Annotated in this window: 23 protein-coding genes; 17 read left to right on the forward strand and 6 right to left on the reverse strand. The window is 68.3% G+C overall.

Annotated elements, in window-relative coordinates:
* Positions 1–56 precede the first annotated feature (56 nt).
* The 7 genes from gcvP to QP029_RS13325 all read left to right on the forward strand — a co-directional run bounded on the left by gcvP (position 57) and on the right by QP029_RS13325 (position 8,989).
* Positions 57–2,951 (forward strand): aminomethyl-transferring glycine dehydrogenase, encoded by a 2,895-nt coding sequence (gene gcvP, locus QP029_RS13295; protein WP_284874728.1) that lies wholly within the window; start codon positions 57–59, stop codon positions 2,949–2,951.
* A gap of 3 nt (positions 2,952–2,954) precedes the next feature.
* On the forward strand, positions 2,955–4,064 hold the full coding sequence (gene gcvT / locus QP029_RS13300) for a glycine cleavage system aminomethyltransferase GcvT (protein ID WP_284874729.1): 1,110 nt from the start codon (positions 2,955–2,957) through the stop codon (positions 4,062–4,064).
* Between the two features lie 42 nt (positions 4,065–4,106).
* A complete protein-coding gene (gcvH, locus tag QP029_RS13305; RefSeq protein ID WP_284874730.1) occupies positions 4,107–4,496 on the forward strand; it encodes a glycine cleavage system protein GcvH in 390 nt (129 codons plus the stop codon).
* A gap of 87 nt (positions 4,497–4,583) precedes the next feature.
* Positions 4,584–5,360: a lipoyl(octanoyl) transferase LipB gene (gene lipB / locus QP029_RS13310; RefSeq protein ID WP_284874731.1), complete on the forward strand. Its 777-nt coding sequence runs from the start codon at positions 4,584–4,586 to the stop codon at positions 5,358–5,360.
* A gap of 65 nt (positions 5,361–5,425) precedes the next feature.
* On the forward strand, positions 5,426–6,469 hold the full coding sequence (gene lipA, locus QP029_RS13315; RefSeq protein WP_284874732.1) for a lipoyl synthase: 1,044 nt from the start codon (positions 5,426–5,428) through the stop codon (positions 6,467–6,469).
* Between the two features lie 33 nt (positions 6,470–6,502).
* Entirely contained in the window at positions 6,503–7,288 is a 786-nt protein-coding gene (locus tag QP029_RS13320) for a DUF4191 domain-containing protein (protein ID WP_284874733.1), read from the forward strand.
* An 81-nt stretch (positions 7,289–7,369) separates the two neighbouring features.
* A complete protein-coding gene (locus QP029_RS13325) occupies positions 7,370–8,989 on the forward strand; it encodes an aspartate:alanine exchanger family transporter (RefSeq protein ID WP_284874734.1) in 1,620 nt (539 codons plus the stop codon).
* A gap of 23 nt (positions 8,990–9,012) precedes the next feature.
* Here QP029_RS13325 and QP029_RS13330 read toward each other — a convergent pair whose 3' ends face one another.
* Positions 9,013–9,489, reverse strand: coding sequence for an RDD family protein (locus QP029_RS13330; protein WP_284874735.1), 477 nt, complete (start codon positions 9,487–9,489; stop codon positions 9,013–9,015).
* Between the two features lie 139 nt (positions 9,490–9,628).
* Between QP029_RS13330 and glnA (QP029_RS13335) the strand changes: the two genes are divergently transcribed.
* From glnA (QP029_RS13335) to QP029_RS13345, 3 genes are all read left to right on the forward strand, one after another.
* Positions 9,629–11,065, forward strand: coding sequence for a type I glutamate--ammonia ligase (gene glnA / locus QP029_RS13335; protein WP_284874736.1), 1,437 nt, complete (start codon positions 9,629–9,631; stop codon positions 11,063–11,065).
* A 306-nt stretch (positions 11,066–11,371) separates the two neighbouring features.
* Positions 11,372–11,884, forward strand: coding sequence for an SRPBCC family protein (locus QP029_RS13340; protein WP_284874737.1), 513 nt, complete (start codon positions 11,372–11,374; stop codon positions 11,882–11,884).
* A 9-nt stretch (positions 11,885–11,893) separates the two neighbouring features.
* Positions 11,894–12,406: a TetR/AcrR family transcriptional regulator gene (locus tag QP029_RS13345; RefSeq protein WP_284874738.1), complete on the forward strand. Its 513-nt coding sequence runs from the start codon at positions 11,894–11,896 to the stop codon at positions 12,404–12,406.
* On the opposite strand, the gene QP029_RS13350 is transcribed toward QP029_RS13345, so the two are convergent.
* The gene (locus QP029_RS13350) at positions 12,403–13,239 is read right to left on the reverse strand and encodes an SGNH/GDSL hydrolase family protein (protein ID WP_284874739.1); all 837 of its coding nucleotides are present in this window, start codon (positions 13,237–13,239) and stop codon (positions 12,403–12,405) included. The two genes, QP029_RS13345 and QP029_RS13350, sit on opposite strands and share 4 nt — an antisense overlap.
* Before the next feature lie 20 nt (positions 13,240–13,259).
* Positions 13,260–13,826 carry an NADPH-dependent FMN reductase gene (locus tag QP029_RS13355; protein WP_284874740.1) on the reverse strand — a complete coding sequence of 189 codons (567 nt, stop codon included), beginning with the start codon at positions 13,824–13,826 and terminating at the stop codon, positions 13,260–13,262.
* 116 nt (positions 13,827–13,942) lie between these two features.
* On the opposite strand from QP029_RS13355, the gene QP029_RS13360 reads away from it, so the two are divergent.
* Positions 13,943–14,767: a DUF1206 domain-containing protein gene (locus QP029_RS13360; protein WP_284874741.1), complete on the forward strand. Its 825-nt coding sequence runs from the start codon at positions 13,943–13,945 to the stop codon at positions 14,765–14,767.
* Between the two features lie 6 nt (positions 14,768–14,773).
* Here QP029_RS13360 and QP029_RS13365 read toward each other — a convergent pair whose 3' ends face one another.
* Genes QP029_RS13365 through QP029_RS13375 form a run of 3 tightly spaced genes read right to left on the reverse strand, consistent with a single transcriptional unit; the run spans position 14,774 to position 17,356 of the window.
* The gene (locus QP029_RS13365) at positions 14,774–15,532 is read right to left on the reverse strand and encodes a metal ABC transporter ATP-binding protein (RefSeq protein WP_284874742.1); all 759 of its coding nucleotides are present in this window, start codon (positions 15,530–15,532) and stop codon (positions 14,774–14,776) included.
* Positions 15,529–16,395, reverse strand: coding sequence for a metal ABC transporter permease (locus tag QP029_RS13370; protein ID WP_284874743.1), 867 nt, complete (start codon positions 16,393–16,395; stop codon positions 15,529–15,531). The genes QP029_RS13365 and QP029_RS13370 overlap by 4 nt, the downstream gene beginning before the upstream one ends.
* A gap of 19 nt (positions 16,396–16,414) precedes the next feature.
* A complete protein-coding gene (locus QP029_RS13375; protein WP_284874744.1) occupies positions 16,415–17,356 on the reverse strand; it encodes a metal ABC transporter substrate-binding protein in 942 nt (313 codons plus the stop codon).
* 391 nt (positions 17,357–17,747) lie between these two features.
* On the opposite strand from QP029_RS13375, the gene QP029_RS13380 reads away from it, so the two are divergent.
* Genes QP029_RS13380 through QP029_RS13405 form a run of 6 tightly spaced genes read left to right on the forward strand, consistent with a single transcriptional unit; the run spans position 17,748 to position 22,485 of the window.
* Positions 17,748–18,848, forward strand: coding sequence for an ornithine cyclodeaminase family protein (locus QP029_RS13380; RefSeq protein ID WP_284876265.1), 1,101 nt, complete (start codon positions 17,748–17,750; stop codon positions 18,846–18,848).
* Positions 18,849–18,892: 44 nt separating this feature from the next.
* The gene (gene glnA, locus QP029_RS13385; RefSeq protein ID WP_284874745.1) at positions 18,893–20,329 is read left to right on the forward strand and encodes a type I glutamate--ammonia ligase; all 1,437 of its coding nucleotides are present in this window, start codon (positions 18,893–18,895) and stop codon (positions 20,327–20,329) included.
* Positions 20,330–20,387: 58 nt separating this feature from the next.
* Complete coding sequence (locus QP029_RS13390) at positions 20,388–20,558, forward strand: hypothetical protein (RefSeq protein ID WP_284874746.1); 171 nt, start codon at positions 20,388–20,390, stop codon at positions 20,556–20,558.
* Positions 20,559–20,571: 13 nt separating this feature from the next.
* Positions 20,572–20,937 (forward strand): zinc ribbon domain-containing protein YjdM, encoded by a 366-nt coding sequence (locus QP029_RS13395; RefSeq protein ID WP_284874747.1) that lies wholly within the window; start codon positions 20,572–20,574, stop codon positions 20,935–20,937.
* Positions 20,937–21,383, forward strand: coding sequence for a hypothetical protein (locus tag QP029_RS13400; RefSeq protein ID WP_284874748.1), 447 nt, complete (start codon positions 20,937–20,939; stop codon positions 21,381–21,383). Before QP029_RS13395 ends, QP029_RS13400 begins: the two co-directional genes overlap by 1 nt.
* Before the next feature lie 10 nt (positions 21,384–21,393).
* Complete coding sequence (locus tag QP029_RS13405) at positions 21,394–22,485, forward strand: PTS sugar transporter subunit IIC (RefSeq protein WP_284874749.1); 1,092 nt, start codon at positions 21,394–21,396, stop codon at positions 22,483–22,485.
* Position 22,486 lies beyond the last annotated feature (1 nt).

The raw sequence follows: 22,486 nt of genomic DNA on the forward strand, positions 1-22,486 counted from the left end.
TGGTTCCATATACTTGTGGGCAGCGTCTTTTCCCTATGACAAGGAGCTCGACCAGCATGACTTTTGATCCGGTGTCCGATCCCGCCTCCTACCTCGCCCGCCACCTGGGGCCGGATTCGGCCGAGGAGAAGGTGATGCTCGACAAGCTGGGGTACGGCTCCATCGATGAGCTCATCGATGCCGCTCTGCCCGCCGACATCCGCGCCTCTGCCACGCCGCAGACGGCGGAGGCGTTGTCGGAGAGGGACGCCCAGGCCAAGCTGCGCTCCTACGCGGACCAGAACACCGTGCTGCGGTCGTTCTACGGTCAGGGTTTCTCCGACACGATCACCCCGCCGGTCATCCGCCGCGGGGTGGTGGAGGATCCGGGCTGGTACACCGCGTACACGCCGTACCAGCCGGAGATCTCGCAGGGCCGGCTGGAGGCGCTGCTCAACTTCCAGACGATGATCTCGGAGCTGACGGGCCTGCCGATCGCCAACGCCTCCCTGCTCGATGAGGCCTCCGCCGTCGCCGAGTCGATCGGGCTCATGGCCCGGGCGAAGAAGAAGGGCAGCCGCGTCATCCTCGATGCGCGGCTGCACCCGCAGGTCCTCGCGGTGGCCACGGAGCGGGCCCGCGCGATCGACCTGGAGGTGGAGATCACCAGGCTCAGCGATGAGCTGGTCGGTGAGGACCTGTGCGGCGTGGTCATCGCCTACCCGGGCACGGAGGGTGATGTCACTGATCCGCGGAAGGTCATCGAGTCGATCCACGACCGGGGTGGCCTGGCCACGGTGGTCACCGATCCCCTGGCTCTGTTCCTGCTCGAGTCGCCCGGTGAGCTGGGCGCCGACATCGCGGTGGGTAACTCGCAGCGTTTCGGCGTGCCACTGTTCTACGGCGGCCCGCACGCCGCGTTCATGGCCGTGGCCGACAACCTCAAGCGTCAGATGCCGGGCCGCCTGGTGGGTGTCTCGGTCGACGCGGACGGCAACCCCGCCTACCGCCTGGCCCTGCAGACCCGTGAGCAGCACATCCGACGGGAGCGCGCGACGTCGAACATCTGCACCGCGCAGGCGTTGCTGGCGGTGACCGCCTCGATGTACGCGGTCTATCACGGCGCCGACGGGCTCAAGGCCATCGCCGACCGCATCCATTCCCTGGCGTCCAGCTTCGCGGAGACGCTGCGGGCGGGCGGTGTCACCGTGCTTCACGACGCATTCTTCGACACCGTCGCCGTCCGCGTCGGCGACGGTGGGGCACAGGGGGTCGTCGACAAGCTCGCGGACGCCGGATTCCTCGTGCGCGCCATCGACGCCGACACCGTCGGCGTGTCCTTCGGTGAGTCCGCCAACGCCGGGGACGTGCACGTCCTCGCCGACGCGTTCTGCGACGCCACGGTCGTCGACGGCGACACCGCGATCCCGGAGGCGGTCGCCCGAACCACGGAGACCCTCACCCACCCGATCTTCAGCTCCATCCACTCCGAGACCCAGATGCTGCGTTACCTGCGCACCCTCTCGGACAAGGACCTCGCCCTCGACCGGACGATGATCCCGCTGGGCTCGTGCACGATGAAGCTCAACCCGACCGCCGGTATGGAGACCATCACCTGGCCCGGGTTCGCCAACATCCACCCGTTCGCGCCGGACGAGCAGGCGAAGGGCTGGATCGAACTCATCGAGGAGCTCGAGGGCTGGCTGGCATCGCTGACCGGTTACGCCAAGGTCTCCGTCCAGCCCAACGCCGGTTCCCAGGGTGAGCTCGCCGGCCTGCTGGCCATCCGCCGCTACCACGTGGCCAACGGCGACACCGAGCGCGACATCTGTGTCGTGCCCGCCTCCGCCCACGGCACGAACGCCGCGTCGGCGACGCTGGCGAACCTGCGGGTGGTCGTCGTGGCCACCGCGGACGACGGGTCCATCGACCTCGATGACCTGGACGCCAAGCTGGAGCAGCACGGTGACCGCGTGGCGGCGATCATGATCACCTACCCGTCGACCCACGGCGTCTTCGAGGACACCGTGCGCACCGTGTGCGAGAAGGTCCACGCCGTCGGCGGTCAGGTCTACATCGACGGTGCGAACATGAACGCCCTGACCGGCCTGGCCCAGCCGGGCAAGTTCGGCGGCGACGTCTCCCACCTCAACCTGCACAAGACCTTCACCATCCCCCACGGTGGTGGCGGCCCGGGTGTCGGCCCCGTCGCGGTCGCCGAGCACCTCGTCCCCTTCCTGCCCACCGACCCGCTGGGCACCAACCCGGATGAGGAGGCTCCGGAGGGCACCGGCGTGCCCATCTCCTCCTCCCGCTACGGCTCCGCCGGCGTGCTCCCCATCTCCTGGGCCTACATCGCCATGATGGGCTCCGAGGGCCTGGCGCGTGCCACCGCCAACGCCATCCTCGGCGCGAACTACCTCGCCCGCTCGCTGGCCGACTCCTTCCCCATCCTCTACACGGGCAAGAATGACCTCGTCGCCCACGAGTGCATCCTCGACCTGCGGGAGCTGACCAAGCAGTCCGGCGTCACCGCCGCGGATGTGGCCAAGCGCCTCATCGACTACGGCTTCCACGCCCCCACCCTCGCCTTCCCCGTCGCCGGCACCCTCATGGTCGAGCCGACCGAGTCCGAGGACCTCGCCGAGCTGGACCGCTTCATCGAGGCGATGGTGTCCATCCGCGCCGAGATCCAGGAGATCATCGACGGAAAGGTCGACTACGAGGCCTCTGTCCTGCGGCACGCCCCGTACACCGCCTGGTCGGTCTCCGGCGACGACTGGGACCACGAGTTCACCCGGGAACAGGCCGCCTGGCCCGTGCCTGGTCTGCGCCGCACGAAGTACTTCCCGCCGGTGCGCCGCCTCGACGAAGCCTACGGCGACCGCAACCTCGTGTGCTCCTGCCCGCCGCCGGAGGCCTTCGACTTCAGCGACGACACCTCCGCCGACTCCGACTCCGAGGAGAACTGACCCATGACCGACACCACCGATCTGCGTACCAGCCCGCTCCACTCCCGCCACGAGGAGCTCGGCGCGTCCTTCACCCCCTTCGGCGCGTGGACCATGCCGCTGAAGTACGGCAACGAGCTCGACGAGCACCGCGCCGTGCGCTCCTCGGCCGGCCTGTTCGACCTCTCCCACATGGGTGAGATCCGGGTGACCGGCCCGGACGCGGGCACGTTCCTCGACCACGCGCTCATCTCCACCCTGTCGACCATCCCGGTGGGCAAGGCGAAGTACTCGATGATCGTCGACGACAACGGTGGCATCCTCGACGACCTCATCTCCTACCGCCTGGCCGACGAGGAGTACCTCGTGGTGCCCAACGCCGGCAACACCGACGTGGTGTGGGAGGCGTTCCAGGACCGCGCAGACGGCTTCGACGTCGACCTGGTCAATGAGTCCCTCGACACCGCGCTCATTGCGGTGCAGGGCCCGGACGCGGCGGAGATCATCACCTCCGTCGTCGACGACGCGGACGAGGCCACCGTCCACGACATGAAGTACTACGCGGCCGCCCCACTGACCGTGGCGGGCATCGACGCCCTCCTGGCGCGGACCGGTTACACCGGCGAGGACGGCTTCGAACTCTACGTCCCCAACGACCAGGCCGGCCAGCTGTGGGACGCCCTGCTCAACGCCGGTGACTCCCACGACCTGCTGCCCGCCGGCCTGGCCGCCCGCGACTCCCTGCGCCTGGAGGCCGGTATGCCGCTCTACGGCAACGAGCTGACCCGGGACATCACCCCCGTCGAGGCCGGCATGGCCATGGCGTTCCGGAAGAAGGAGGCGGACTTCGTCGGCCGCGCTGCGCTCGCGGACCGCGAGGCCACCTCCCGGATCGTCGGCCTGCGGGGCGAGGGCCGCCGCGCCGCCCGCTCGGGTGCGGAGGTCTACCGCGGTGACGAGCTCATCGGCACCGTCACCTCCGGGCAGCCCTCCCCCACCCTCGGCTACCCGGTCGCGCTCGCCCTGCTCAGCGGGGAGATCGCCCCGGGCGAGCAGCTCGAGGTGGACATCCGCGGCAAACGCCACCCCTTCCAGGTCGTGGACACCCCGTTCTACCAGCGCGCCGAGCGCTAGTATCGGACCCTAATACCAGCCAACCCGCAAGGAGCACCCCCAATGGCCAACCTGCCCGAGAACTTCTCCTACTCCGAGGACCACGAGTGGATCGACGCGACCGCTGACGCCGCCGCCGGCACCACCGTCAAGGTCGGTATCACCTCAGTGGCCACCGACCGTCTCGGTGAGGTCGTCTTCGCCGAGCTGCCCGCCGTCGGCGACACCGTCACCGCCGGTGAGACCTGTGGCGAGGTGGAGTCCACCAAGTCCGTCTCCGACCTCTACTCCCCGGTCACCGGCACCGTCACCGCCGTCAACGATGCGGTGCACGACGACTACGCCATCATCAACTCCGATCCGTTCGGTGAGGGATGGCTGTTCCAGGTCGAGGTCGACGAGGCCGGCCCGCTCATGACGGCCGCGGAGTACGCCGAGGCCAACGGCGTGTAGCTTTCCCTGCACGGCACACCCCGGTCCGGTTTCCGGCCGGGGTTTCGTCATGCCCGGGCCAGGTCCGGGGGTACCCTGTACCCCACTATGACTGCACCGCGCGACCCCTTCTTCCCCGCCGACCGTTCCATCCGCGCCCGCTCTGACGAGCCGTTGGAGATCCGCCGGCTCGGCGTCGTAGACTACGAACAGGCCTGGCACCTGCAGGCGGAGCTGGCGGCCCAACGGGCGACGGACGAGATCGGTGACACGGTGCTCATCCTCGAGCACCCGAGCGTGTACACCGCCGGCAAGCGCACGCAGCCGGCGGACCGCCCGACCAACGGGCTGCCGGTCGTCGACGTGGACCGGGGTGGGCGGATCACGTGGCACGGCGAGGGTCAGCTGGTGGCCTACCCGATCATCCGGCTGGCGGAGCCGGTGGATGTGGTGGACTACGTCCGCCGGCTCGAGGAGGCGGTGATTGCGACGGTGCGTGACGCGGGCGTCGATAAGGCGGGGCGGATCGACGGCCGTTCCGGGGTGTGGGTGCCGGGGACGGTGGCTGCCGCGGATCCGGCGGCGCCGACCCGGGACCGGAAGGTCGCCGCGTTGGGGATCCGGATCACCCGCGGGGTGACCATGCACGGGCTGAGCCTCAACTGCGACAACACCCTCGAGCACTACGACCACATCATCGCCTGCGGGATCGATGATGCCGACGTGACCACGCTGAGCCTGGAGCTGGGCCGGGACGTCAGCGTCGACGAGATGACCGGGCCGCTGCTGACGCAGCTGGAGGATGCGCTGGCCGGGCGGCTGGTCGTCGCCGACCACACCTTCGCCTCCGCGCCGGACCCGACGAAGGGGCTGCCGCGCCGCTGACCGCGGTTTGTGGACCTGTCACCAGCCCCTTTACCGCCTATTTATTTTGCGAGTAGGGTGAGGGCGTGACTATCGCACCTGAAGGACGCAAGCTGCTGCGGGTCGAGAAGCGGAACGCGCAGACCCCGATCGAGACGAAGCCGCGGTGGATCCGCAACGCGGTGAAGACCGGTCCCGAGTACGAGGACATGAAGAAGAAGGTGGCGGGCGCTTCCCTGCACACCGTCTGCCAGGAGGCCGGCTGCCCCAACATCCACGAGTGCTGGGAGTCCCGCGAGGCCACCTTCCTCATCGGCGGTGCCAACTGCTCCCGCCGCTGCGACTTCTGCCAGATCAACTCCGCCAAGCCGGAGCCGCTGGACCGCGACGAACCGCGCCGTGTCGCCGAGTCCGTCCACGAGATGGGGCTGAACTACTCCACCATCACCGGCGTCACCCGCGACGACCTCGAGGACGAGGGCGCCTGGCTGTACGCCGAGGTGGTCCGCCAGATCCACGAGCTCAACCCGCACACCGGTGTGGAGAACCTGGTCCCCGACTTCTCCGGCCGCCCCGAGCTGCTGCAGGAGGTCTTCGAGTCCCGCCCCGAGGTCTTCGCCCACAACGTGGAGACGGTGCCGCGTATCTTCCGCCGCATCCGCCCGGCCTTCCGTTACGAGCGTAGCCTCGACGTCATCCGCCAGGCCCGTGACTTCGGACTGATCACCAAATCCAACCTCATCCTCGGCATGGGTGAGACCCCGGAGGAGATCCGCGAGGCACTGGCCGACCTGCACTCCGCGGGCTGCGACATCATCACCATCACCCAGTACCTGCGCCCCGGCCCGATGTACCACCCCATCGACCGCTGGGTCCGCCCGGAGGAGTTCGTCGAGCACGCCGACCACGCCCGCGAGCTGGGATTCGGTGCCGTCATGTCCGGCCCGCTGGTCCGGTCCTCCTACCGCGCCGGCCGCCTCTACTCCGAGGCGATGGCCGCCCGCGGCATGGAGATCCCGGAGAATCTGCGCCACCTCGCCCAGACCTCCCAGGGCTCCACGGACCAGGAGGCGACGAGCCTGCTGGACAAGTACGGTCCCTCGGTGGAGACACCGGTCACCTCACGTTAGGACCGCCCACCCGACTGACCTAAGGTAGACGACATGGCAGACAAGCAGAAGGCGGCCGCCAAGGCCGCGAAGTCGGAGGAGAGGGCCGCCAAGCGGGCCAAGCGGAAGCAGACGTGGGGCCAGTTCTGGCAGGCCTTCAACCTGCAGCGCAAGCAGGACAAGAAGCTCATCCCGCTCATGCTGCTGGCCATCGTCGGCATGGCGCTGCTCTTCTTCCTCATCGGCCTGCTGTGGGGCGGGCAGTGGTTCATGCTGCCGCTGGGCATCGGTCTCGGCTTCGTGCTGGCGATGTACATCTTCTCCAAGCGCCTCGAGGGCTCGATGTACGAGAAGGTCGGTGACACCCCGGGTGCCGCCGGCTGGACGCTGGAGAACATGCGCAACACCGTGGGCATCGTGTGGCACACCAAGACGGGTGTGGCGATGAACACGCAGATGGATTCCGTCCACCGCGTCGTGGGCAACCCGGGTGTCGTCCTCGTCGGCGAGGGTGCCCCGCACCGCGTCAAGCCGCTCATGGACCAGCAGAAGAAGCGCCTCAACCGCCTGGCCGGCGACGTGCCCGTCTACGAGGTCCTCGTCGGCGAGGGCGAGGGCCAGGTCCCGCTGAAGAAGCTGCAGCGTGAGCTGCTCAAGCTGCCGCGCAACTACAAGAAGAACGAGGTCTACTCGGTCAACGCCAAGATCGAGGCCATGGACCGCATCGGCACCGGCACCCCCGGCGCCGGCCTGCCCAAGGGCCCGATGCCGAAGGCCGCGAACATGGGCGGCATGAACCGCCGCATCAAGCGCGCCAACAAGCGCAAGGGCGGCGAGTAGCCTCCTGCTTATCGACGTCCCGCCTCCCCACCGGAGGCGGGACGTTCTGCTTTGTGGGGTGCGTTCTGGCACGATGAGCGGGTGAGCATCTTCGTTGAGAATCCCCTGCTGGCCCTGCTGGTCATCATGACGGTCGGCCTGCTCATCGGGCGGATCCGGATCTTCGGGTTCCGGCTCGGTGTCGCCGCCGTCCTGTTCGTCGGCCTGGCCATGGCGGCGGTCGAGCCGGCCATCCAGATTCCGTCGCTGATCTACGTGGTGGGCCTGTCCTTGTTCGTCTACACGATCGGCCTGGAGTCCGGCCACGACTTCTTCGCCACGTTCCGGTCGAAGGGCCTGCGCAACAACGCCCTGGCCCTGGTCATCTTCGTGGTGGTCACCGCCGCGGCCTACGGGCTGGTCCGCCTGCTGACCATCGACGGGGTGACCGGCGCCGGCCTGTTCACCGGCGCGCTGACCAACACCCCGGCGATGGCAGCCGTCGTCGACGCCCTGCCCGCGCTCATCGACGACCCCGGTGAGCTCCGCTCCTCCGAGTCCCTACCGCTGGTCGCCTACTCGCTGGCGTACCCGCTGGGCGTGATCATCGTCATCCTCGCCATCGCGGTGATGGGCAAGGTCTTCCGGGTCGACCACCAGCGGGAGGCCGTCGAGGCCGGGGTCGCGGTCCACGAGCTCTACACCCGCCGGATCCAGGTCCAGCGCGACGATCTGGCCGCCATCGCGGACCTCCCGGAGGCCCTCGGCCTGGAGGTCATAGTGTCCCGCCTCGAGCGCGAAGGCGAGCAGCGCATCCCCTCCAACAGTGCGTGGGCCCGCCGCGGCGACGTCCTCTCCGTGGTGGGCACCGACGAGGAATTGGACCGCGCCGCCGATCTCATCGGCGAGGCCCTGCCGGGTGATCCCTTCCACGGCCATGACCTGGACTACCGCCGGATCTTCGTCTCCAACAATGACCTGGTGGGTATCCCCCTGGCGAAGCTGCGGCCGCAGCTGTCGGGCATGCTCATCACACGCGTGCGACGCGGCGACCACGACATGGTGGCCACCCCGGACACCATCCTCCAGCTCGGCGACCGGGTGCGGGTGGTGGCGCCGCACGACCGCATCGGCAAGGTCACCCGCCTGTTCGGCGACTCCTACCGACGTCTCTCCGACGTCAACCTGCTGCCCCTCGTCGCCGGCCTGACCATCGGCGTGGCCGTGGGCATGCTGGCCATCCCCCTGCCCGGGGGTGCCTCCCTGAAGCTCGGCACCGCCGGCGGGCCGCTCGTCGTGGCCCTCATCCTCGGCGCCCTGGGGCGCTCGGGGAAGGTCGTGTGGCAGGTCCCCTACGGCGCGAACCTGGCGCTGCGGCAGATCGGCATCACCCTGTTCCTCGCGGCCATCGGCACGACCGCCGGCGCCGGTTTCCGGGCGGCGCTGTCGGATCCCTCGTCACTGACGATCATCGGCGTCGGTGCACTCATCACGGCCCTGATCTCCGTGCTCGTGCTCGTCGTCGGCCACAAGGTGATGAAGCTGCCCTTCGGCGAAACGGCCGGCATCCTCGCCGGCATGCAGACCCACCCGGCGGTGCTCAGCTACGTCTCCGATGTCACGCGCAACGACCTGCCCGCCATGGGCTACACATCGGTCTACCCCGTGTCGATGGTGGCCAAGATCGTCCTGGCGCAGATCCTGCTGTTCGCGCTGCTCTGACGCCTACCCGCGCCTACCCGCGCCTACCCGCGGATGACGGCGGTGCCGGTGGCACGGTCGTGGAGCCCGCGGCCGTCGGAATCTACCATGGCGGCGGGGAGGATGAACGCGGTGAGCAGGGTACGGACCACGGCGCGCCAGAGGCCGACCTTGGCCCCGCCGACGTCGATACGCGCGACACCCATGCCCAGCAGCATGTGACCCGGGGTGCGGGAGAACAGCCACCCGCAGACGATGCCGAGGATGACCCAGAAGATGAGCGTCACCGTCGGCGTGGAACCCAGGACGTCGGTGAAACGGACGAAGGTGATGGCCAGCATCCAGCAGAAGAACCAGTCGATGAACACACCGACGGCGCGGCGGGCCACCGAGGCCAGGGACGACGGGCCGGACTGCGGCAGACCCAGCTTCTCCCCGGGCCAGGCGCCGGGGGCGAAGGGATCGTCGTGTTCACCGGGGATCTGGGGGCCGTCGAGCCAGCTGCGCTTGGGGGTAGCCATGCCTCCCAGCCTAGCGGGGGCACCTGCCGGAACCGAATGCTCCCCACTTGACAATTAATTCTGTCGGTCGACTAATATTGTGGGCATCGCCTGTACGATGGGTGTCATCCCGAAGTCGAGTAACCACTAGGAGCCACAGATGGCCTTCAAGTCCGTCGAAGACGTAGTCAAGTACATCAAGGATGAGAACGTCGAATACGTCGACGTCCGCTTCACCGATGTCCCCGGCATCGAGCAGCACTTCACCATCCCCGCCTCGATGTTCGACGAGGACGCAGCCGAGGAGGGCCTCGCCTTCGACGGCTCTTCGGTCCGTGGCTTCACCACCATCGACGAGTCCGACATGAACCTCCTGCCGGACCTCGCCACCGCCAAGATCGACCCCTTCCGCAAGGCCAAGACGCTGAACATGAAGTTCTTCGTCCACGACCCCTTCACCCGCGAACCCTTCTCCCGCGACCCGCGCAACGTCGCCCGCAAGGCCGAGGAATACCTCGCCTCCACCGGCATCGCCGACACCTGCTTCTTCGGCGCCGAAGCCGAGTTCTACCTCTTTGACTCCGTCCGCTACTCGGCGGACGTCAACTCCTCCTTCTACGAGGTCGACTCCGACGAAGGCTGGTGGAACCGCGGCGAGGAGTACAACCTCGACGGCTCCCGCAACCTCGGCTACAAGACCCGCCTCAAGGGCGGCTACTTCCCCGTCCCGCCGTACGACACCACCACCGACATCCGCGACGAGATGGCCCGCCACCTCGCCACCGCCGGCTTCGAGCTCGAGCGCTTCCACCACGAGGTGGGCACCGGCGGCCAGCAGGAGATCAACTACCGCTTCAACACCCTCCTCCACGCGGCGGATGACCTGCAGTCCTTCAAGTACATCGTGAAGAACACCGCCTTCGCCAACGGCAAATCCGCCACCTTCATGCCCAAGCCCCTGGCCGGCGACAACGGCTCCGGCATGCACGCCCACCAGTCCCTGTGGAAGGACGGCAAGCCGCTGTTCCACGACGAGTCCGGCTACGCCGGCCTGTCCGACATCGCCCGCTACTACATCGGCGGCATCCTCCACCACGCCGGCGCCGTCCTCGCCTTCACCAACCCCACGCTGAACTCCTACCACCGCCTGGTCCCCGGCTTCGAGGCCCCCATCAACCTGGTGTACTCCCAGCGCAACCGCTCCGCGGCCGTCCGCATCCCGATCACCGGTTCCAACCCGAAGGCCAAGCGCATCGAGTTCCGCGCCCCGGACCCGTCCGGCAACCCCTACCTCGGCTTCGCCGCCATGATGCTCGCCGGCCTCGACGGCGTGAAGAACCGCATCGAGCCGCACGCCCCGGTGGACAAGGACCTCTACGAGCTTCCGCCGGAGGAGGCCGCCTCCATCCCGCAGGCACCGACCTCCCTCGAGGCCTCCCTCGCCGCCCTGCAGGAGGACTCCGAGTTCCTCACCGAGGGTGACGTCTTCACCGACGACCTCATCGACACCTACGTCAAGTACAAGTACGACAACGAGATCGCCCCGTCGCGCCTGCGCCCGACCCCGCTCGAGTTCGAGATGTACTACGACTGCTAGTTCGCCCGGCGTTCCTGCCTCGGCCCCGCCCCACAGCCTCACGGCTGTGCGGCGGGGTTCTTTGGTGCCTGTGGCGCCCGCGGTTTCGAGGTGTTCCTTCGGGTGGCAGGAAGTCGAAGAAATCTTAAAATTCAGACGTTTCGTGCCACCCGAAGGAACACTCCCGGGCCACGGGTGGCGCTTTCCATGCCAGTTAGGCCTCAGAATCCGGAATCCGGCGCCTAAGTGGCACACAAAGAACCACTTGACGCCACCAACTAACACCGTTAGCCTACTAACTAACATCGTTAGCCCAAGGAGGCCATCATGAAGACCCGGACCACCATCACCCTCACCGCCGCCGCCCTGCTCGCGGGAACCGCCGCCGCCGGATTCCTGTTCCCCTACCGCGTCGAACACCGTGCCACCGCCACCGCGACCGCCGACCAGGCATGGAAGGTCATCGCCGACCTGCCCGGACACAGCACCTGGAACCCCCACACCGTCGAGCTCAGCGGTACACCCGAGGTCGGCGAGACGCTGCTCAACCGCACTCGATCCAGTGGGACGGAGTTCACTTTCCGCCCGGTCGTCCTCGTCGCCGACCCCGCTCGGGAGCTGCGGTGGCGTGGAACCACCGGGATCCGCGGCGTGGCGGACGGGGAGCACTACTTCCGGATCGAACCGGGGCCCACAGCAGATACGGTGACCGTCGTCCAGGGTGAGGAGTTCCGCGGTGCCACCGTCCCCCTGCTCCGGCCCTTCCTCGACCTGGAGGAGGAGTTCGCCACCAGCACCGATGCCCTGGCCGCGGCGATCACGGCCCACGCGGGCGGGTAGATTGCGGGTATGGAACGCCCGACCCCACCGACCCTGTCACCGCGCACCGCGGAGATCGTCTCCATCGCGCGCGGGATGCTCGAGGAGACCGGCTGGGAGGCGCTGACCATGCGTCGGCTGGCGGAGCAGGTGGGGATGAAGGCGCCGTCGTTGTACAACCATGCGGCGAACAAGGAGGAGCTGGGGACGATGATCCTCACGCAGTCCTTCTTCCTCATGGGGGATGCGCTGTGGGCCGCCCGGAACGTCCCGGAATTGCTTGCGGCGTACCGGGTGCAGGCGACCACCCATCCGCATCATTACCGGTTGGCCACCACCGGCCCGCTGGACCGGGGCGCACTGCCGGCGGGTCTGGAGGAGTGGGCGGGCGCGCCGTTCGCGCGGGTGACGTCGGATCCGTTGCAGGCGCAGAGTCTGTTCGCGGCGGTGCACGGCCTGGCGATCCTGGAGATCGACGGTCGTTTCCCGCCCGGTACGCCGCTCGATGACCTGTGGGCGCACACCGCGCGGGTGTACTCCTAGCGTTCGTTGATGGCGCGGGCCATGGCGGCCTGACCGGTGGCGGTGGGATGCAGGGGGTAAGCGTCGGTGGCCACGCCGGTGATGTCGGCCCAGCGTTGTTCGGGCGGGGCGCAGGCGGTGTGGTTCTCGGCGCCCTCGGGGAGGACGAAAGTCGCGTCGTGACGCTGGGCCGATTCCTCGACCACCGCATTGATCTCCGAGGTCAGGGCGACGGCCCATTCCCGGTCGGCGGGGGTGACCAGGGAGAGTTCGGGGCATTCGACACCCGCGGCCACCAGCGGCAGGTAGCCGGTGGCGACGATCTCCGCCTCGGGCCAGCGCTCCCCGATGACGCGGTAGAGCTCGTCGAGCTCGGCGGGCAGGGCGGCCAGCTCGCCGCGGATCCGTTCCTCGAGTTCGGCGGCGCAGTCGGTGGGTTGGCCGCTGTCGGCGGCCCGGAGGATGCAGGCGGAGATGTCGCCGAAACCGATGTCGTTGCCGCCGACGGACAGTGTGACCAGGGTGGTCTCCGGGGTCAGCGCGTCGACCTGCGGCGGCAGCGTCCCGGTGTCGGTGGTCCGTGGGCCGAGGATGGTCTCCACGACGGCGCCCTGGCAGCTGACGTCGGTCGTCTGATCGGCGGTGACCTGAGAGGGATAGTTGTCGGCGGAGCGCAGGCAGAACGGCGGCTCGTCGAGGGCGGCGCTACGGCTGCCCATCGAGGCGTAGGAGTCACCGAGGGCGACGTAGTTCACGCTTGTCGACGCCTCCTCCCCCACCTCAGCGCTCTCCTCACCGCAGGCGGTGAGGAGGAGGGCGGGGACGAGGGCGACAGGCAGCAGGCGTGGGTGCATGCCCCCACGGTAACCCCCCGCTAGGAGGTGAGGGAGGGGGTCTGGGTGGTGACGGCGGCGTCGATAAGCTCGTCGGCGATGGCGTTGATCCAGGTGGTGCCCTGCTCGCCCGGGGTGAACACGTACTCCGGGAAGTGCTCCTCGAAGGTGAATTCGGCCTGGGCCGGGACGATGGTCATGCCGACGCGGCCGACGATGTCGTTCCAGTGGGAGACGGCGGTGCGGGCGGCGTCGGAGCCGTAGCCGATGAAGCCGATCGGCTTGCCGGTCCACTCGGCGTAGAGCAGGTCGTAGGCGTCCTTCATCGGGCCCGGGACGGAGGCGTTGTACTCGGGGGTGACGAAGATGAAGGCGTCGACACCGCCGATGAGCTCGGCCCAGGCGAGGGTCTTGGGGTCGGCGTACTCGCCGTTGGCGACCATGCGCGGCGGGACGGCGGTGTTCGGGTTGAGATCCTGCTCGAGGATGTCGATGAGGAGGTACTCGTGGCCGTCGTTACGCGCCTCGAGCTGCTCGATGGCCCACTGGCCGATGGTGATGCCGGTACGGCCCTCACGGATGGAACCGACGAACACTGCGATCTTCATGGTGACCCTTCATACGATGACTTGATGACGTGGCAACGTTAGGGGAATGTGCGGACACCCCGCAAGTCTTCGTGGCTGATGTCACGTCGACCGGGCGGACAGGGTTGAATGGACATATGGACACGACTATCGCGAAGAACGAGGCGAAGCGCCATGCCGGCAAAGCCAACGAGCATCCCGCGGTGAAGATGCTGGCCCGCGGCGGATTCGTCGTCATGGGCATTCTCCACATCCTCATCGGCTGGATCGCCGTCCAGATCGCCACCGGCTCCGGCGGCGGGGAGGCGTCGAACTCGGGCGCCCTGTCCACCATCGCCGACGCCCCCGGCGGGCAGATCCTGCTGTGGGTCGCCGTCGTCGCCCTCGCCGCCCTGGGCCTGTGGCGGCTGAGCCAGCTCTTCGTCGGCGAGGAGGCCAAGGACAAGGCGAAGGGTGGCGTCCTGGCGGTCGTCTTCTTCTCCCTGGCCTTCACCACCGCCACCTTCGCCCGCGGCAGCTCCACCTCCGACGGCGACACCGCCACCGACGTCACCGCCAAGGTCCTCGAGCAGCCGTGGGGTGCGGTACTGGTCATCATCGCGGGCCTCGTCGTCCTCGGCGTCGGCGTGTACAACATCTGGAACGGCGCCACCAAGAAGTTCAAGGAGGACCTCGAGGCCGGTGCCGGCTCCGGCAACGTCGGCTCCGGAAACGTCGGCTCCGCCATCGTCGGTGCCGGCATGGCCGGTTACATCGCCCGCGGCATCGCGTTCTCCATCCTGGGCATCCTCATCGTCATCGCCGGCTGGAAGTCCGACCCGGAGCAGGCCGCGGGTCTCGACGCCGCCCTGCGCACCCTCGGCGAACAGCCCTTCGGTGCAGTGCTGCTGGTCATCGTCGGCGTCGGCCTGGCGCTCTACGGCATCTACTCCATCGCCCGCGCCCGCTACGTGAAGATGTAACCGCCCTCAGCAGGCCCGGTGGGGGTCGTCGACGATGAGACCGGTCGACTCGTGGAGCTCGCCCAGGTTGTAGGCCACCCGGAGGTTGGACTCGGTGAGCACCTCAGCCGGCGACCCGGAGGCGACGACCCGGCCCGACATGAGGACCACGTGGTCGGCCGCGTTGGCCTCGTCGAGGTCGTGGGTGGTGTGGACGACGGTGCGCCCGGACTCGGTCTCGTCGTGGATGATCTCGTCGATGGTCCGGGCGGAGACGATGTCGAGTCCGGTGAGGGGTTCGTCGAGAAGCAGCACCTCATGGTCCTGGGCCAGGCCCTGTGCCACGTACACGCGCTGACGCTGGCCGCCGGACAGCTCCTCCAGGTGCCGCCTGGCCAGATCGGTCACCCGCAGGCGGTCCATCACCCGGTCGACGCGGTCGCGGTCGGCGGCGGAGAAACGGCCGAACCAACCACTCGACGGGTAGCGCCCCATCTTCACCACCTCCCGCACCGACAGGGGCACGCCTTCGGGGAAGGCGACCGACTGCATGACGTAGCTGACCCGCGACTTCGCCGCCTCCGGCGAACCGCCAAGGACCTCGAGGTGGCCGCCCTGCGGCTCAATGAGACCGCCGAGCGCGTGGAGCAGCGTCGACTTGCCGGAACCGTTGGGGCCGATGATGGCCGTGAGTTTCCCGGCCGGGATGCTGAAATCCGAGGGGGCGACGGCGGTGACGCGCTCGTACCCGAGCTGGAGGCCACGGCCGGTGGCGAACGTGCTCATGCTGCTGTGACCTCCTGGGCCGGGACGGGTTCGGCCTGCCGACGGAAGCGGCGGCGCAGGTACTGGGCCTCCATGATGACCAGGAACGCGACGATGGGGACCAGCGCCATCGTCGCGGCGGCGGCCGTGCCCCAGTGGTAGCTGAGCATGAGGCCGATGACCACGGAGACCGCGCCGATGGACGCGGACAGCGCGATCATCATGGGGATGGAGCGGGAAATGAGGGCCGCGGTGGCCGGCGGGGCGACCAGCAGGCTGAACACGAGCATCGTGCCCACGGCCTGGAAACTGCCGATGACGGAGGTGGCGATGAGCACGAGCAGCAATGCATGCGTCAGCTTCGGCCGCATGCCCAGGGCCTCGGCCTTGACCGGGGAGAAGGACAGGGCGAGTAGCGGACGGTAGAGGACGAGCGAGCCGATGATGACCACGGCGGCCAGGATCGCCTGCTGGCGGATGGCGTCCCAGGACACCCCCAGGGCGTCGCCGAAGAGGATGCTGGTCAGCGAGCCGGTGAAGGAGCTCGACCGGGAGATGATGACCACGCCGAGTGCCATCATGCCGACGAAGAGCAGGCCGATGGCGGTGTCCTCCCGCAGCTTGGTGTGGCGGTGGATCAGTTCCACCGCCCCCACCATGACGGCGGCCGCGACGGCGGCGCCGAGGATGGGGTTGAAGTTGAACACCACGGCCGCGGCGATGCCGGGGAGCACGCCGTGGACGAAGGCGTCGCCGAAGAAGCTCATGCCCCGCAGCACGAGCCAGACCCCGACGGTCGCGCTCATCACCGCGGCGATGAGGCCACCGATGAGGGCGCGTTGCTGGAATCCCAGCAGAAACGGTTCTACAAGCCAGTCGATCACGAGTTAAACGTAGTCCCCTCTAGGCGAGGGCGTCGACGATGAGTCGGGCGTTCTCGCGCATCATGCCCTGATAGTCGCCGGCCGGGGAGCCTTCCTCGCCGGTGGAGCCGACGTAGAGGGGGACGACGGTGATGTCGTCACCCACCTCGGCGGCGAGGGCGTCGACAAGCCCGGGGTTGACGGCGGTGTTGGAGAAGATCGCCGGGACACCCTCGTCCGTGATCACGCCGGCCAGGGCGGCGAGCTCCTGGGAGGAGGGCTCAGCCTCGGTGGAACCGCCGGGGACGACGACACCGGCGGAGTCGAAGTCATAGGCCTCGGTGAAGTAGCCGAACGCGTCGTGGTCGGTGACGATCGTGCGACGGTCCCCCGGCACGGCGGCGAGGGTCTCGCGCAGTTCCTCGTCGAGTGCGGTGAGCTCGGAGCCGACCTCGGTGCCGCAGTCGGCCCAGGCCTGGTCGCCGGAGACCTCGGCGACGCGCGCGCCGATGATTTCGGCGGCGGAGGCCATGCGGGCGGCGTCGAGCCAGAAGTGGGGGTCGAGGTCGCCGTGATCGTGGCCCTCCTCCTCACCGAAGGGCAGCGGGTCGACGTCCTCGGCGACGTGGAGGACCTCCACGCCGTCCTCCTCGGCCTGGGTGAGGGCGGCGTCGAGGCCACCCTCGAGGCCGAGGCCGTTGGCCACGACGAGGTCGGCCGTGGCCAGGTCGGCGATCTGGGCGGAGGAGGCGGAGAAGTCGTGCGGGTCGGCGCCGACGGGCATGAGGGTGGTGGCCTGGCCCTCGGCGCATTCGGCGATCTGGGCGGTGACGCTGCCGAGCGGGGTGGTGGTGGCGACGACGGACGCGCCCCCGGTGTTGTCACCGCCGGTAGAATCCTCGTCGTCGGTGGAGCAGGCGGTCAGCGCGAGGCTGGCGAGGGTGGTGGCGGCGAGGGTGCCGAGGATCTGGTGGGTCCGCACGGGATCTCCTGGTGTCTTGTTGAAAATCTATTGAAACTGCTTTTCAATAGTACCGGCGTGGGCGCCCTCGGACAAACCGGCCGGCTGAGGGATCACGGTGAGGAGGCGGCGTGGGGTGGGCACGGCGGCGTCGATACGCGGGGGCATGGTCACCCGAACAGGGGTGCCGGCGGATCCCCCGCGTCACCTCGCACGACGCCGTTCCATAACCCCGGCCAGCGGTTGGGGAGGATTTTGGCAGGTGAAACTTATGTACCGTAGTGGGGAACCCGGATCCGAATGATGAGAACCGCCGGACGGGCGGTTCGGAAAGGCACGAGTGAGCACCACCCCCACCGACCCCTACGCAGGAACCCCCAAGATCGATGTCCTGTGGCTGTCCGAGCCCGACATGATTGAGGCGGGGGTGGCGGACTCCGCCGCCTGCGTCGAGACGATGGAGGAGACGCTCATCCTGCTCGCCGAGGGCGACTACCGCATGGCCGGCGCCTCCGCGAACTCCCACGGCGCCCAGATCAACTTCCCCGCCAACCCGGAGCACGAGGGCATGCCCGCCGACGGACCAGACCGCCGTTTCATGGCCATGCCCGCCTACCTCGGCGGACGCTTCCGCTCCGCGGGTGTGAAGTGGTACGGCTCCAACACCGAGAACCGCGAGCATGACCTGCCGCGGTCGATCCACGTGTTCGTGCTCAACGACGCCGTCACCGGCGCCCCGAAGGCAATGATGTCCGCGAACCTGCTGTCGGCCTACCGCACCGGCGCCGTCCCGGGCGTCGGCGTCAAGCACCTGGCCGTGGAGAACGCCGAGACCGTCGGCATCATCGGCCCCGGCGTCATGGCGCGGACGATCTTCGCCTCCGCCCTCTCCCAGCGCCCCTCGATCAGGAACCTCAAGATCAAGGGCCGCTCGCCGAAGTCCACCGAACGCGCCGCCGACTGGTTCCGGGAGAACTTCCCGCAGCTGGCGTCCGTCACCGTCGTGGACACGGAGCAGGAGGCCATCGAGGGTTCCGACATCCTCATCGCCGGCACCTCCACCTCCAAGGACGGCCCCTCCGGCTTCCCGTACTTCAAGCGCGAGTGGATCAAGCCCGGCGCGCTCATCCTCTGCCCCGCCGCCGCACGTTTCGACGATGAGTTCATCCTCTCCGACGAGGCCAACCTGGTCGTCGACTACACCGGCCTGTACAACGAGTGGTTCAACGAGAACGGACCCGACGTCACCTACGAGGACCTGCTCGGCATCCCCGGCAACCGGTGGTGGGACATGAAGGAGGAGGGCACCCTGCCGGAGGAGCGCCTGGTCAACATCGGCGACATCGCCGCCGGCCGTGCCCCGGGGCGGGTAAACGACGAGCAGATCTTCTGCTACTCCATCGGCGGCATGCCCGTCGAGGACGTCGCCTGGGCCTTCGACGTCTACCACAACGCGCTGGACAAGGGCATCGGCACGACGCTGAACCTGTGGGAATCGCCCACCCTGTCCTGATCCCACCCCAGTTCGACACACCCCGAACCACCGAGGAGCATCCCGTGTCCTTTTCCACCATCTCCGACCTGATCACGTACCTGCGCGACGAGGAGGTGGAATACCTGGACATCCGGTTCACCAACCTGCCTGGCACCGAGCACGCGCTGACCGTGCCGGCGTCGGCGCTGACGGAGGAGACCGCCGCGGAAGGCTTCGCCTTCGACGGTTCCTCGGTGGCGGGGTTCACCTCCGTCGACCAGTCCGACATGACGCTGCTGCCGGACGTGTCCACCGCCTACCTCGACCCCTTCCGGCACCGGAAGACGGTGAACATGAAGTTCTTCGTGCATGACCCGTTCACCCACGAGCCCTTCTCCCGCGATCCCCGCAACGTCGCCCGCAAGGCCGAGGAGTACCTGACCTCCACCGGCATCGCCGACACCTGCTTCATCGGTGCGGAGGCGGAATTCTTCGTCTTCGACTCCGTGCGCTACTCCACCGGCGTCAACCGCTCCTTCCACGAGGTCGACTCCGACGAGGGCTGGTGGAACTCGGATGCCGAGACGATGATCGACGGCTCCCCCAACCTGGGCAACAAGATCCGTGTCAACGACGGCTACTTCCCCACCGCCCCCTACGACAAGACCATCCCCGTGCGCGACGAGATCGCCCACAACCTCGCCACGGTCGGCTTCGAGATCGAGCGCTTCCACCACGAGGTGGCCACCGGCGGCATCCAGGAGGTCAACTACAGGTTCGCGCCGCTGCTGCGCGCGGCGGATGACCTGCAGACGTTCAAGGACATCGTCAAGAACACCGCCGACGCCCACGGCAAGGTGGCCACCTTCATGCCGAAGCCGCTTCTCGACGACGGCGGGTGCGGCATGCATGCCCACCAGTCACTGTGGAAGGACGGCAAGCCCCTCTTCTACGACGAGGAGGGCTACGCCGGCCTGTCCGAGACCGCGCGCCACTACATCGGCGGCCTGCTCGCCCATGCCCCGGCGGTCCTGGCGTTCACCAACCCCACCGTCAACTCCTACCGCCGCCTCTACTCCGGCTTCGAGGCCCCGGTGAACCTCGCCTACTCCCAGCGCAACCGCTCCGCCGCGATCCGCATCCCCGTCACCGGGCCCTCGCCCAAGGCCAAGCGCATCGAGTTCCGCGCCCCGGACCCCTCCGGCAACCCCTACCTCGGGTTCGCCGCGCAGCTCATGGCCGGCATCGACGGCATCAGGAACCGCATCGACCCCGGCGAGGCCGTGGACAAGGACCTCTACGAGCTCGGCCCCGAGGCCGCCAAGGAGGTCCCCCGTGTCCCCCACTCCCTGGAGGCCTCCCTCGAGGCCCTGGAGAACGACCACGAGTTCCTCACCGCCGGCGACGTGTTCACCGATGACCTCGTCGAGTCCTACATCGCCCTGAAGTACGACGCCGAGATCAACCCGCTGCGCCAGGGCCCGACACCGAAGGAGTTCGAGCTCTACTTCAACTGCTGATCCCGGGTTGATCCCGGCCCGACCGTCAGATCCCTCTCCCCGTTCGGAAAGGCCCCAGATGTCCTCCACCGTCCTGTTCATCGGCGCCGCCCTGGTTGTGCTGTTCACCGTCGGTATCAACGCCCGGGCCTTCCGTCTGCTCATGGAACACCTGGGCGTCCGGTACCGCGGCGATGACTCCCCCGCGGTACCCGAGCCGGAGGAGGACCTGTTCGAGCGCCGCGGCTGACATACTTGAGGCCATGAGCACCGACCACTCCGAGAACCCGGACCTGCCGCCCTGCCCGGAGTGCGGCGGCGAGTACACCTACGAGATGGCCCCCTTCCTCGTCTGCCCCGAATGCGGGCACGAGTGGACCCGCGCCGTCCCCGACGAGGCGGAGACGGCCCGGGAGGTGAAGGACGCGGTGGGCAACGTGCTTGTCGACGGCGACACCGTCACCGTGATCAAGACCCTCAAGGTCAAGGGCTCCGCCCAGCCCATCAAGACGGGCACCAAGGTGCGCAACATCCGGTTGATCGACACCACCGACGACCATGACATCGACTGCAGGATCGACGGCTTCGGCCCGATGAAGTTGAAGTCCTCGGTGGTCAAGAAGGCATAGTGGCCCGCCACTTCCTCATCCTCGTCGCTCTCGAGCACGCCCCCGACGTTCCCGCCGTCCGGGCGGTGCTCGACCGGTGGGGGCTGGCCCCGTCGGAGACGGATCCGCTGCTCCACGCCCCGGACGGCCGTCTTCCGGTCCTCGGCGGCGAGGCCACCGCCATCGAGACCTCCTGGCTGGGTGTCGGTGCGACCAGCGTCTACCTCCAGGTCCACGACATCGCTGCCAACGAGGAACAGTGCCGGCTGATCTTCGAGCTGGCCGTCGCCGGGCGGCTCATCCTCGGCGTGGAACCGGGGCCGCCGCACCTGGTGGTGTGCGGTGGCACGCACGAGGCGGAGATCGTCGTCGATGACACCCGCCCGCCCGAGCTGGAGACGGTGTGTTTCGTGGACACCTGGGAACAGCTGCACCGCGCCCTCACCGATGCTGACGGCGTGGTCTAGGTTTATTGGTGTGACCACTACCGCTGCCGCACCTGATCCCCCGACCACGCAACCGCCCCTGACCGCCGGTTCCTTCACCCTCAAGGTGCTCAACGGTATCTCCATCGCCGTCGTCGTGGCGCTCGTTCCGCAGGCCCTGCTCGGCGAACTGTTCACGGCCCTGCTCCCGGTCTTCCCCGCCGGTGAGACCGTCATCCACCTGGTCTCCCTCGCCGCCTCCATGCTGCCGGTGCTCATCGGCGTGCTCGTGGCCATGCAGTTCCACCTCACCCAGATCCAGACCGCGGCCGTGGGCATCGCCGCCGTCCTCGGCAGCGGCGTCGCCCAGGTCGACCCCGAGGGTGGCTTCCAACTGCAGGGCACGGGCCTGGTCATCAACTCCGGCATCACCGCGGCACTGGCCGTGGGGGTGGTGCTGCTCATCGGCACCCGCCTGGGCAACTACACCATCCTGCTCCTGTCGACGCTCGTCGTCCTCATTGCCGGCGGCATCGGCTGGGTGGTCACCTACCCCGTGGTCAAGGTGTTCACCGTGTGGCTCGGTGAGCTCATCAACGGCGCCACCTCGCTGCAGCCGGTGATCATGGGCATCTGCCTGGCGCTGCTGTTCGCCCTGGCGATCGTCTCCCCCATCTCCACCGTCGGCATCGCCACCGCCATCTTCATGGACGGGGTTGCCTCCGGTACGGCCAACCTCGGCGTCGTCGCCGCCGGCTTCGGCCTGGCCATCGCCGGGTGGAAGGCCAACGGTGTGGCCACCTCCCTCCTGCCCGTCCTCGGCTCGCCGAAGGTGCACATGGCCACCATCTGGTCGCGCCCCATCAACTTCCTGCCCATCGCCTGCACCGCCGCGGTCATGGGTGGCGTCGGCGGCGCGGTCGGGATCTCCGGCACCCCGATCTCCGCCGGTTTCGGCATCTCCGGGCTCGTCGGCCCCCTCGCCGCCCTCAACTACGAGGGCTGGGGCTGGTCGGCGGCGAACCTGGCCATCATCGTCGCCATGTTCGTCATCCTGCCGATCGTCTGCTCGCTCCTGTTCACCTGGATCTTCCAGCGCATCGGGCTGATCACCTCGGAGAACTACCGGCTCGACTTCACCTAGG

Origin of the sequence: Corynebacterium suedekumii, assembly GCF_030252185.1 — a bacterium.
GTDB classification, from domain to species: domain Bacteria; phylum Actinomycetota; class Actinomycetes; order Mycobacteriales; family Mycobacteriaceae; genus Corynebacterium; species Corynebacterium suedekumii.